General features: G+C 39.5%; 8 protein-coding genes. 5 read left to right on the plus strand and 3 right to left on the minus strand.

What is annotated here, in order from left to right:
* Positions 1 to 91 precede the first annotated feature (91 nt).
* The 5 genes from thrS (at position 92) to IPO46_03610 (ending at position 5809) form a co-directional block, all read left to right on the plus strand.
* Positions 92 to 2029: a threonine--tRNA ligase gene (thrS, locus tag IPO46_03590; GenBank protein ID QQS63689.1), complete on the plus strand. Its 1938-nt coding sequence runs from the start codon at positions 92 to 94 to the stop codon at positions 2027 to 2029.
* 44 nt (positions 2030 to 2073) lie between these two features.
* Positions 2074 to 2721 carry a translation initiation factor IF-3 gene (locus IPO46_03595; GenBank protein QQS63690.1) on the plus strand — a complete coding sequence of 216 codons (648 nt, stop codon included), beginning with the start codon at positions 2074 to 2076 and terminating at the stop codon, positions 2719 to 2721.
* A 109-nt stretch (positions 2722 to 2830) separates the two neighbouring features.
* Positions 2831 to 4282 (plus strand): HD domain-containing protein, encoded by a 1452-nt coding sequence (locus tag IPO46_03600; protein QQS63691.1) that lies wholly within the window; start codon positions 2831 to 2833, stop codon positions 4280 to 4282.
* 34 nt (positions 4283 to 4316) lie between these two features.
* The gene (locus IPO46_03605) at positions 4317 to 5249 is read left to right on the plus strand and encodes a UbiA family prenyltransferase (protein QQS63692.1); all 933 of its coding nucleotides are present in this window, start codon (positions 4317 to 4319) and stop codon (positions 5247 to 5249) included.
* A gap of 8 nt (positions 5250 to 5257) precedes the next feature.
* The gene (locus tag IPO46_03610) at positions 5258 to 5809 is read left to right on the plus strand and encodes a GNAT family N-acetyltransferase (protein QQS63693.1); all 552 of its coding nucleotides are present in this window, start codon (positions 5258 to 5260) and stop codon (positions 5807 to 5809) included.
* Between the two features lie 46 nt (positions 5810 to 5855).
* On the opposite strand, the gene IPO46_03615 is transcribed toward IPO46_03610, so the two are convergent.
* The 3 genes from IPO46_03615 to IPO46_03625 all read right to left on the minus strand — a co-directional run bounded on the left by IPO46_03615 (position 5856) and on the right by IPO46_03625 (position 13275).
* Positions 5856 to 9218 (minus strand): lamin tail domain-containing protein, encoded by a 3363-nt coding sequence (locus IPO46_03615; protein ID QQS63694.1) that lies wholly within the window; start codon positions 9216 to 9218, stop codon positions 5856 to 5858.
* 84 nt (positions 9219 to 9302) lie between these two features.
* Positions 9303 to 10670: a DUF5017 domain-containing protein gene (locus IPO46_03620; GenBank protein QQS63695.1), complete on the minus strand. Its 1368-nt coding sequence runs from the start codon at positions 10668 to 10670 to the stop codon at positions 9303 to 9305.
* A 34-nt stretch (positions 10671 to 10704) separates the two neighbouring features.
* A complete protein-coding gene (locus IPO46_03625) occupies positions 10705 to 13275 on the minus strand; it encodes a TonB-dependent receptor (protein QQS63696.1) in 2571 nt (856 codons plus the stop codon).
* Positions 13276 to 13290 lie beyond the last annotated feature (15 nt).

Below are 13290 nucleotides of genomic sequence, written 5' to 3' on the forward strand. Positions count from 1 at the left end.
GCCGATTTTCAAAGTTATTCCACATTTGTTTTTCCTCTGCAAAGAGTTCGTTAAATTTGCATTCCAAAAAAATTACTACATATATTAAAAAATGATAAAGATAACCTTGCCTGATGGTTCGGTAAAAGAATTTGAAAAAGGCATTAATTCGATGGATGTGGCTAAAAGTATAAGTGAAGGATTAGCCCGAAAAGTACTGGCAACAAAAGTAAATGGCGAAGTATGGGATACCAGCCGGCCCATAAATAATGATGCTTCAATAAAATTATTAACCTGGGATGATGCCGAAGGAAAATCAACTTTTTGGCATTCGTCGGCGCATTTAATGGCCGAAGCCGTAGAAGCTGTTTTTCCAGGGGTAAAGTTTTGGGTAGGCCCGGCAATAGATAAAGGTTTTTATTATGATATGGATCTTGGCGAAACCAAGGTTACAGAAGAAGACCTTGTTTTGCTGGAAAAGAAAATGAATGAACTGGCAAAGCAGAACAATGTTTTTACCCGAAAAGAAATGCCTAAGAAAGAAGCTGAAGGTTATTTTACCCAAAAAGGCGATCAATACAAGCTTGATTTATTACAAAACCTCAGCGATGGGGAAATTACTTTTTATAACCAGGGAAATTTTACCGATTTATGCCGTGGGCCGCATATACCACATACCGGATTTATAAAAGCTATAAAACTCACCAGCATAGCCGGCGCTTACTGGAAAGGAGATGAAAAAAACAAACAACTCACCCGTATTTATGGCATCAGCTTCCCGGTACAAAAAGAATTGGATGAATACCTGGCCATGCTGGAAGAAGCCAAAAAAAGGGATCACAGAAAACTGGGCAAAGAACTGGGTATTTATACCATGGACGATAATGTGGGCCAGGGCCTTATTTTATGGATGCCCAATGGCACTGTAATTATTGAAGAACTGGAAAAGCTGGCCAAAGAAACAGAAAATGCAGCGGGTTATAAGCGAGTGGTTACACCGCATATTGCAAAAGAAAGCATGTACCTCACCAGTGGCCATTTGCCCTACTATGCCGATAGTATGTTTCCGCCTATGGAAATGGATGGTGAAAAATATTACCTGAGAGCAATGAATTGCCCACACCACCATAAAATTTTTGATGCCGAGCCCAAAAGTTATAAAGACCTTCCTTACAGGATTGCAGAATACGGTACCTGCTACCGGTATGAGCAAAGCGGGGAACTATTTGGCCTTATGCGTGTGCGTTGCCTGCACATGAACGATGCACATATTTATTGCAGCAAAGAGCAATTTGCACAGGAATTTAAAGCCGTAAATAATTTATATCTTAAGTACTTTAAAATATTTGGCATTGAAAAATATGTAATGCGACTCAGCTTACACGACCCCGAAAAACTTGGCCAGAAATATGTAAACGAGCCCGAGCTTTGGCAGGAAACCGAAGAACTGGTACGTAATGTTTTAATTGAAACCGGTGTACCCTTTGTAGAAGTAAAAGGCGAAGGTGCATTTTACGGGCCAAAAATTGATGTACAAATTTGGAGCGCCATAGGCAGGGAATTTACCCTGGCTACAAACCAGGTAGATTTTGCCCAAAGCCGCAGTTTTAAACTATCATTCACCAATCAACACAACCAGCTGGAAATACCGTTGATTATTCACCGTGCGCCGCTGGGAACACATGAGCGCTTTATTGGATTTTTACTGGAACATTATGCCGGGAGGTTCCCCACATGGCTGGCGCCTTTACAGGTAAAAATATTACCTATCAGTGATAAGTTTGCCGATTACGCAAATTCGGTTTTGCAATCTCTTAAAAATGCAGATATTCGTGCAGAAATTGATGACCGAAACGAAAAGATTGGCAAAAAGATAAGAGATACTGAATTAATGAAAGTACCTTACATGCTGGTAATTGGCGAAAAAGAAATGAACGAAGGCACGGCATCAATTCGCAAGCATGGAAAAGGCGATTTGGGCACACAAAAAATTGAAGAATTTATTTCAACAATAAAACAAGAAATTAACCAAAGAGTTAATAATTTTTAACTTTATTTGCATCACTAAATACTATTGTAAACTAAAACAATTAAATGGCATTTCCACCCAGGCAACCCAGGGGCACTTTTAATCCCAGGTTTAAAAAAGAACAACAGCAGGAGCACCGTACCAACCACATGATAAAAGTACCCGAAGTGCGGCTTGTAGGCGAAAATATTACACCGGGGATTTATCCCACACCGGAAGCTCTTAAAATGGCCCAGGATGAGGGCTTGGACCTTGTAGAAATTTCTCCAGGCGCCAATCCACCCGTTTGTAAAATTATTGATTACAATAAATTCATTTACTCCGAAAAAAAGAAGAAGAAAGAAATGAAGGCAAAAGCGAAAACCAGTGAGGTTAAAGAAATTCGCTTTACGCCCAATACCGATGACCACGATTTTGAATTTAAATGTAAACATGCCGAAAAGTTTTTGCAGGATGGCAATAAAGTAAAAGCCCATGTACAGTTTAAAGGAAGGGCTATTATGTTTAAAGAAAGAGGAGAATTATTGTTACTAAAATTTGCCGACAGGTTAAAAGATATTGGCGCACTTGAAGGCATGCCTAAAATGGAAGGAAAAAGGATGCATGTAATGTTTGCCCCAAAATCGCAAAAAAGCAAAAAAGCAGATACCGGGTTAGGAAAACTAATTAAACAGGAAAAGCTGGAAAACCCAGAAGAAAATACACCGGAATAATATATTTGATACCATATTCTTTAAATGCCTGCATTTGCAGGCATTTGTATTAAAGTACTAATAATTAAAAACTGCCTTTGTAAAATTATAAAGGCTTTATTTTTGCCCCATGAATTTATCATGTTCGGATAAAGAATTATTGATTATTAAAAAAACGGCACAGGCCGCCAAAGAACTGGGTATTAAAGCCTGGGTTGTAGGCGGCTTTGTAAGGGATAAGCTATTGAACAGGCCTACAAAAGATATAGACATTGTATGCATAGGCGATGGCATAGCGCTGGCCAGCAAAACTGCCGAAAAATTGGAGCCAAGGCCAATGGTAAATTTTTTTAAAACTTTTGGAACGGCACAGTTTAAATATTTTTTTGAAAACACAGGCGGTGAAAATGAAAGCAACAGCATTGAAGTAGAATTTGTTGGCGCCAGAAAAGAAAGCTATCAAATGCATAGCCGAAAGCCCGAGGTAAGCAGCGGTACCCTGCAGGATGACCAAAACAGGAGGGATTTTACAATAAACGCAATGGCCATGAGCCTTAATGATGGTGATTTTGGCGAGTTGATTGACCCTTTTGATGGGTTAAAACATTTAATGGAAAAGCGCCTCATTACGCCTTTGGAACCGGTAGTTACTTTTAGTGACGATCCATTGCGGATGATAAGGGCAATACGTTTTGCCACGCAATTGCAATTTAATATCGAGCAAAAAGCATTTGATGCTATTACTAAAAATGTGCATAGGATAAAAATTGTAAGTAAAGAACGCATTGCCGATGAACTCAATAAAATTTTGCTGAGCGATACCCCTTCAATAGGGTTTGACTTATTGTATAAAAGCGGTTTACTAAAAGAAATTTTTCCGCAAATGGTACTGCTTGCCGGTGCAGAATATGTGGAGGGCAAAGGCCATAAAGATAATTTTTATCATACCCTGCAGGTAGTGGACAATATTGCAAAAACCACCAGAGATTTATGGTTGCGCTGGGCTGCAGTATTACATGATATTGGCAAGCCTGCAACCAAAAAATTTGAAGAAGGCCATGGCTTTACCTTTCATGGGCATGAAGTGGTTGGCGCTAAAATGGTGCCAAAAATATTTGCCCATCTCAAATTACCACAAAATGAAAAAATGCGGTTTGTAAAAAAAATGGTAGAGCTGCATTTGCGGCCCATAAGTTTAAGTAAAGAAGAAATTACCGATTCTGCAATAAGGAGGCTGCTCTTTGATGCCGGCGAAGATTTTGAAAGCCTCATGTTGCTTTGTGAGGCAGATATTACCAGCAAAAACAAACAAAAAGTAAAGCGCTACATCGAAAATTTTGAACTCGTAAGGCGGCGCTGTGCCGAAGTAGAAGAAAAAGACCATATCCGCAACTGGCAGCCGCCTATAAGCGGAGAATTAATTATGAAAACTTTTAACCTTGCGCCTTCAAAGCCGGTGGGTGTTATTAAAGATGCTATACGCAATGCTATATTAGACGGTAACATAAGTAATAATTACGAGGCCGCTTACGAATATATGATGCAAACCGCAGCCTCATTAGGCTATACAAAAACTATATAAATTTGCGTAACTTTTTTCTGATATCATTTTGACCATGTCTACTATAAAAAATTATTTATCCCTGGTTAAATTTTCGCATACAGTATTTGCCATGCCTTTTGCGTTAATTGGCTTTGCCCTTGCTGTGAGGTACGATTCCCCAATAAAGCTACTACTCCAAAACCCCTTTGAGTTTCATGTAAACGGGCATGTGTTGCATGGGTTAAACCCACCAATAGAATTTTATCTAAAAATTTTTGTTTTGATAATTGTTTGTATGGTAACGGCACGTTCGGCAGCAATGGCTTTTAACCGGTATTTAGACCGCAGTTTTGATGCCAAAAATCCTCGAACGGCTTTAAGGGAAATTCCCCGTGGGATCATTTCTTCTCCTCATGCATTGCGATTTGTAATCATTAACTGCATCCTATTTATTATTGCTACATTTTTTATTAATAAAATTTGTTTTTACTTATCACCTTTGGCATTATTTGTAGTTTTGTTTTACAGCTATACCAAAAGATTTACGCCGTTATGCCACCTGGTTTTGGGCATGGGCTTATCTTTAGCGCCAATTGGCGCCTATCTTGCTGTAACCGGTGAATTTGCCTGGTTGCCCCTACTCTTTTCTTTTTCCGTAATTTTTTGGGTGAGCGGTTTCGATATTATATATGCATTACAAGATGAAGATTTCGACAAGGAAAACAAATTATTTTCCATTCCGTCTGCTGTGGGCAAAAAAAATGCGCTGGGCATATCTTCACTGCTGCATGTACTTTCTGCAATATGTGTAATTTTTGCCGGATGGTATGGAGGGTTTGGATGGCTGTATTGGATTGGGTCTGCTGTATTTACAGGGGTTTTATTTTACCAGCATACCCTGGTAAAACCCAACGACCTGAGCAAAGTAACCCTTAGGTTTATGACAGCCAATGGAATTGCTTCCCTTATTTTTTCCATTTTTGTAATAAGCGATATTATTTTTTAAATGAAAAAATGCTGCACCTCAATTTTCATCCTTTTCCAAAAATCAATACGCAGCGCCTGGTATTGAGACGGCTTTTAAAAAAAGATGCCGCTGCATTATTTGCTATAAGGAACAACGCAGAGGCAATGCGTTATATTGACCGGGACCCCATGAAGAAACTTTCAGAAGCAACAAAATTAATCACCACGGTTCAAAATAATGAGTTTGAAAACAAGGCCATTCTTTGGGTTATATCATTTAAAGAAATGCCAGAGAAAATGATTGGCACTATTTGCTATTGGAGAATTGACCCACTAAATTACCGGGCAGAAATTGGCTATATCCTTCACCCCGGTTGCTGGAACAAAGGCATTATGCATGAAGCTATTCAGCCCGTTATTCAATATGGTTTTACCAAAATGAAACTGCATAGCATTGAAGCTCATATCAACCCTGCCAATGCAGCATCGCAACAAATATTAATCAAAAACGGTTTTATTAAAGAAGGCTATTTTAAAGAATGTTTATTTTATAATGGCAGGTTTTTAGATACCGTTGTATTCTCCTTATTAAAAAAATAAAAGCGGTTGAAAACCCAACCGCTTTAAAAAATATTGTGCTATCCGCTTATTGAATAAGGATACTGCGTTTTTCTCTAAAGCCGTTTACACTCTCCAGTACAAACAAATAAACCCCGGGAGCAAGAGAAGAAGGGATTACAAATCTTTCGTCCATAAAATTAAGCTGCATGGTAAAGCCTTTCTGGAAAACCAGTTGGCCCGAAGCATTGAAAAGTTTCACAGCATAATGGCCGGTACGGTTTGTTTTAAAGGTAAAATGTAAAACCTGCCCTTTAGCTGCCGGTATATTGTACAGTGTTAATCCATCTGGAATAGATTTTGTAATAAATGAATCAATTACACCGTAAGCAATGCCCGCATCATTTATGGCATAAGCCCTGTAATAATATTTAGTAGCCTGTACAAGGCCGCTAAGGTTAACAGAAAAATCTGCCCCAGTTAAATTAGAAGATTGCACCCTTGTATAAATGCCCATGTTACTAATACCACTAAAGTCAATACCGGTAGAAGTTATATTACTGCAACCCGTACTTGCCAATACACCTGCAAGTGTAGCAGTATTAGCAGTAATGGCGCTTGATGCACCGGTAACAACATCGGCCGGTGCATTATAACCGCTTCCGCTTACAGGAATATTCAAAGTATTTGCTCCTCCGCCAGAAACAGGGATGTTGCCATTATAAGATTGTATTGCAGCAGGTGTAAATATTACATAAACCACTTGTGAAAAAGCCCCACCGGGTTGAGTAATATTAAGAGAGGCTGAATAAGTACCATTTTCTGTAGTAGCAAAAGTATAACCCGCCAATGGCCCTACAACCACATTAGCTGTGGTTAAAGCAGTACTTGTAATTGTAAAATTTTGGGCTGCAGATGCAATATTTACACACAAACTACCAAAGCTGTTTAAAGTGGTAGCAGTTAAAACCGGAGCCGCAGTAGTGAATGATTGTTGCACGCCAAAAGCAGTTCCACCATTATTGGTTGAATAAGCTTTGTAATAATAAGTAGTAGAAGGCAACAAACTACTTATGGAAGAAGTAAAGCTTCCGGAAGAAATATTTGTTGAAGCTACATCTGTACCAGTAGTAAAACCATTTACTAAGCTGTAAGTAATTCCATAAGCAGTTACAGCAGTACAACCATTATCCGTAATAGTTCCTGCAAGGGTTGCGCTACTGCTTGTAATTGCAGATGCTGCACCAGTACTAACCATTGGTGGGTTATTATTTCCTGAGCCACTTGCAGCAACACTAATTGCCGTAGTACCAGCTCCGCTAATGGCAATATTTCCATCGTAAGATTGTGAAGCAGTTGGATTGAATTGTACAAAAATTTGCTGGCTGAAAGTTCCGCCGGGTTGTGTTAATGAAAGAGTAGCATTAAATGGCCCTGCAGATGATGTAGCATAACTAAAGCCGGCCAATGCAGCAATATCAATATTGGCATTGGTAAGATTAGTACCATTTATAGTAAATGAATTTGGGCCTGCAACTGTGCCGGTACAAATATTTCCAAATGCTGTAAGCGTTGTTGCAGTAATGGTAGGTGTTGAAGGCACAATACCATTTCCACTTACAGGTACATTTACTGTAGCAGCGCCACCACCTGCATTGGTTACATTACCTGCTTTGGGCCCGGCGCTTTGCGGGGTAAATCTTACCCACACATTTGTTGCGGCCAATACTGCAGAAGTATAAGCAATTGTTGTGCTTGCTCCCCATGTACTGTTATTATTTGAAACCTGGAAATCTACTGATGGAGATGTAACCGTAATTACACCTGGTGCGCCTGTAAGGTTTGCACCTGAAAGGCTGTATGATTGTGATGCAGAATTAGTACCAATATCAATATTTCCAAAATCGGTTATTGTTCCAGTTACTGTTAACAAAGGGGCAGGTAAAGAAGAACACAATTGCACCGGTGAAGCACTGTTTCTTGGGGCTGGTGTTGCTGTAATAAAATCAGGGGTATTGTTATCGGTATCTGTACAACCGTTATCTATCCTAAAGCCTGCAAGTATAGCACTTACCAGTGGCGCTGCGCCGCTACCTTCAAAGCAAGTGGCCGATCCATATCCCACAAGGTCAATTACATTAGTTGCAGGGCAACCTGTAATAGTGTCAACATCATTAATTATGGCAACAATTCCATTTGATCCGCCCATGGGAATCACTGCTGTAAAATCTGGTGCAGGCAAGGCCGTTCCTATTGCACCGGGAGTTGACATTTGCACCAAATAAAATCCACCGGGTGGTATGGATACATTGGGTAAAACCGCTGCTCCACTCCATTGGCCTGCAGGTGTTGCCGATTCGTACTGAACAGATAAACCATTAAGGCTTTGTGGTACAGAAGAAATATTATGTATCTCTACATAATCTGCATTTAATAATGCGCCGGTGTTTCCACCTGCACCATAAAACTGGCTAATAACCAATGTGCCAGTACCACCACCTGATGAGGTGCCTGTACCGCTCACCGCAACATTTACTGTAGCTGCACTACCACCGGCATTGGTTACATCACCTGCTTTTAAGCCTGCGCTTTGCGGAGAAAACCTTACATACACAGGTGTTGCAGAAAGTGTGGAATTAGCATAAGCAATATTTACAGATGCCGACCATGTACTGTTATCGTTTGAAACCTGAAAATCTGCTGAAGGTGCGCTTACAGTTATATTTCCCGGTGCGCCGGTTAAATCTGTGCCTGATAAATTATAGGTTTGGGATGCAGATGTATTACCCACTTGTAAACTTCCAAAATCATTTATTGTTCCGGTTACGGTTAATTGAGGTGTAGGCCCACCACCACAAATAAATGCAGGTGAAGCGCTATTTTTTGGAGCTGGTGCACCTGTAGAAAAATCGCTTCCGTTTACATTGGTATCTGTACAACCGTTATTTAACCTGAATGCGGCTAAAGTGGCGCTAATTGCTGGAGATGCACTAGCACCTTCAAAACAAGTTGCCGTTCCGTAACCCACAAGGTCAATTACATTAGTAGAAGGGCAACCTGTAATAGTGTCAATATCATTAATAATGGCTACTATTCCATTTGATCCGCCCATGGGTATTACGGCTGTAAAATCTGGCGTTGGTAAAGGTACTCCATTGGAACCAGGAGTTGACATTTGTACCAGGTAATATCCGCCAGCAGGAATGGATACATTAGGTAAAACAGCTGCCCCGCTCCATTGGCCCGCAGGTGTTGCCGATTCGTATTGAACCGATAAACCATTTAAACTTTGAGGCGTAGCAGAAATATTATGTATCTCTACATAATCTGCATTTAACACTGCACCGCTGTTTCCACCTGCGCCGTACACCTGGCTTATTACCAGTGTAGTGGATTGTGAAAAACCGGCCATACAACATATCAACAATAAGAAGGTAAATATTTTCTTCATAAACTTCATATTAAAAAATGAACTACAAAATCTTATAAAAAGATGAAGCTGCAACAATCTGCAGCTTCATCTACATTAATAAATTTATAAACCGGTTACTTTAATTTTATCTACCTGCCAGGTAGTGGTTTTGTCACTTGAGCTTCCTGAAGGATCTGCGCCTTCATATTTAAAAGCGATATATACCGTGCCGGAATAACTGCTCAAATCTACATTGCCTGATGGAGTAAAAGAAGGTGGGTATCCACTGGGCAAACCAGGTGAAAATGATGACGATGAACTGATGTCTGTCCAGTTTACGCCGCTTGCCCATGGGTTGCCGGTGCCGGAATAATCTGTAGAGATCAAAAGTTTTAACACAGCGCCATTATGAAAACCTGCATTGGTTTCAAAGGTTAAAGTTTTAGAAGCAAAAGTTCCCAGGTTGATGGCTTTTGTTACCATCCATGCTTTTGCAGATGCATCGTTGGTGGAGAAAGCGCTCATTTGTGCATATTTATTAGAACTAAACAAACGGGCTTCCCATGTTTTTGTACCCGCTTCTGCTCCTACAAACCAATTATTGAGTACTAATGGGCCCGGCGTTACCTGTCCCTCAAAATCTTCCTGGAATAATACGCCTGCAGGTAAAGGACAATCATAAGGCTCATTAAATTTTACATCTCCTGTATCCCTTATTAGCAATTGCTTGGTGTTACCAAACACAGTGTAAATAGCGGTTACGCTTCCTCTGCCCTGTGCCACTCTTTGCCCGGCAAAATTTGCATAAGCGCTGGTACGGATAATAGTGGTTAATCCATCACAATTTTTAATATCCCTGTTTTGAGTTGATTTGTAAGCAGACGTATCGGAATAGGTTTGGTTTAAATTAGGAAAGTAAAACCCTTCCAACTGTATCAAAGAACCCAGGTAGCGGTCCTGCATATTTGTAGTAAGGTCATTAAGAGTTACAATATGAGGAGTTACTGCATTGCCCAAAGAACCACCAATTACATATTGGTTAATTAAAGCCGAAGGGATACCTTCCTGCGAAGGTAACCCGGCAACATTGGCTTTTACACCCAAAGCCATGAGTCTGTTATAATCGCTTAAACAAAGGCCCTTGCATTTAATATAAATCCTTCTGCCAATAGGATAAGATCCATAAAGGCTGGAAGCGTCTAATAAAATTTGCAAACCCCCGGTAGCATCTTCTATATATAATTGCTTATATAAATTTCCGCTTTTATCATTGGCTACCACTATACCGGAAATAATAATATCGGTACCTACTATGGTATAAGCGCCATTTCCCGGGTGCATTGCTTTAAGATCGGCAATTGTAGTATTGGCTACAATATCCTGGTCTTTTGGGCCTGAAGGCGAATCAAATTCTTTTTTACACGAGTTTAATAAAATTGCAAATCCTGAAAGGAAAATTGCAACTAATGAAATTTTAAAAAACCTGTTCATAAATGTTTATTTAAAAAGTTGAAAATTAATAAGATTAAAACCGGAGACCAATGCTGGCAAAATAATTGATACCATAAGCATAAAATCTACGGGATGGAAATTTATTTACATTTTTTTCTGCAAAGTCAAAACGCAACTGCTCATATCCACCGGTAACAATTGACTGGTTATTGAGGATATTATTTACACCCACATTAAATACAATATAGGTTGCTTTTTTAAGGTTCTTAAATTTATTGTTCATTCTCCACGAATATCCTGCAAAAGCATCAAGCGTATATTGCGATTTCAATTTATCCTGGCCAATAATTTGTCCCCAAAGCGGAGATGAAGGATCTACGCCACTTACCGCAGATTCGGTTCTGCGTAAAGGGTTAAAGTCGAACCACATGTTATCAAAGTAATTGAAGTTTATATTGAGGAACCAATATTTTGGAGAGCGGTAATCGAGCCCGATGGAATAAGCTTCCTGCGGTGTAGGCAAGCGGTAATTTTGGGAGTAAATCAGGTCTTTAGAAACAAGCGTTGCGCTGTTATCTACCGTTACCGTTGCATTTTGCCTACTGGTATAATAAAAGCGGCCAACGGCTGCAGTAGCATTTAAACTTAAGCCTTTATAAATTTTTGCATCTACGCCAAACTCTCCACCAAAATGTTGTTTATCAATTCCGCTAATGGCATAGTTTACAAAGTTCCTGTACTCGTCATGATAAAAAGTAAGTACATTCATCTGGTCTTCTATTTGGGTATAGTAGCCGGTAAGCCTTGCTTTAATTTTGGGTGCATTCAATACATAACCTGCTTCGGCAGTATGTATTTTTTCGTTTGTAAGGTTATCCTGTACCAAATCTCTGGTACGTGGCGCTATGTAAGCATTTTCAAAAAATGGTGCACGGGTAAGGTAAGCACCATTTACAAAAATATAATTACGGCCATCTATTTTATAAGTTATCCCTGCTTTTGCGGTATAATTATAAAACCTTTGCTTAGCCGATTTGCCATAAGAATCATCTGGGAATAAACCTACTTTTGCATTTCCGGTACGGTAAAATTCTGTATAAGAATGTTCGCCGGCAATAAAGAAATCTATTTTATTGAATTTAATAACTGCTTGTACCCAGGCTGCAGCTTTTTTAATATTGATATCGTAATTATAGCCAAATTCATCGCCTACTTTTAAAATTCGGTTGGGATGATTTAGGTCGTTTTGATTGGCCTGGTTATCGGTTGCAAAATCCCTTTCTGCAAACTGGTTTAAATCTACATAAAAGTCACCACCTAAAAGATCATTTACATCTTTAAAGTAATGGTTCTTTTGCTGCTGGTAAGAAGCACCTGCGGTAAAATCAATATTTTTTCCAAGCGAAGTATTTAAAACTGTATTGGCGCCAGCCTTTTGCGTAAATATATTTCTGTCTTCCACAATGTAAACACTTCTTTTCCCGGTTACGTTATTTCCAGCAATACCGTTTACGTTGTTGATGGTTGCAATATTACCATAGTTAACATTGTAAAGCCTGTCCCAGTTTACCTGGCGCTGGTTTACATCATTGAGCATTGCCTGGCGTACTGCATCTACATTTTCGGGATCAAGCTGGTAGCTTGGCAGGTAGCGGTAATAATCGGGCCTTGGGTCGGCAGAGTTGTACCAATCCAACCCACTTACGCTCCTGTTACCAAAAATATAAGACAGTGCAGAGTTGATGGTTGTTTTATCATTAAGTTTCCACTCATTGCTAAGAATAAATACCGGCTGAGTTGTTTTTGCAACACTGGAGTTTCTTTTTTTGCCGTTTTGATATCCCCAATATGGATTATAATATTTATCTCCGGCTATATCCAGCATTTCCTGAACAGAAGAACCCTGTCTGCCGCTTTCGGTTGTAGCTAACATTGCGGTGAAAGAAAGCAAATTACGATCGTTAATTTTTTTATCTACTGCTAAAAATCCTGAATAACCGTCATAGTAAGAACCATCTGAATATCCTTCGGTAGCCCAGCGGCGAGATGCGGAAACACTAAATGCCCATCCCTTTTTATTGAGGCCGGTACTATGGGTTACCATTAAACGGTTACTGTAATTTCTATTGCTTATGGCATAATTGATACTGGTTTGCACACGCTGCCTGCTTGCCCTGGTATCAAAATAAGTGAGGCCGCCAATATCACCCATGGCATAAGGATTAATTTTTAAACCATGAACTTGATCACGGTTACGCATTACATCGTTTAAGCCGCCCCAAAGGCCATAAGGAGTAAAGCCATTGTCGAGGTTTTCCATGGGCATACCATTAATATAGGTACTAAACATATCTGCATCATAACCCCTGATACGAAACCTAACGGCATTAAAATGAAAAGAAGCACCACTTAAAAAAGGATCTCTTCCAGCACTTAACTGTGATGAAATATTTTGGGCGCTGCCATCCTGCATATCACTTTCATCCAAAGAAATTACCGGAATATTTTCCAGCATACTTTCCCTGCCTTCCTGAAGGATAACGCTATCCCTGGAGTTTTTTTGCGACTCCTGGGCAATAGCTATAACCTGTATTAAAAAAACAGAAAATAATAAAAGAACAAAACCCTTAGTAAAATTTCTCATAATTACATTTTTTTG

The sequence above is a fragment of the Chitinophagaceae bacterium genome, from assembly GCA_016699815.1.
Taxonomy (GTDB): Bacteria; Bacteroidota; Bacteroidia; order Chitinophagales; family Chitinophagaceae; genus Ferruginibacter.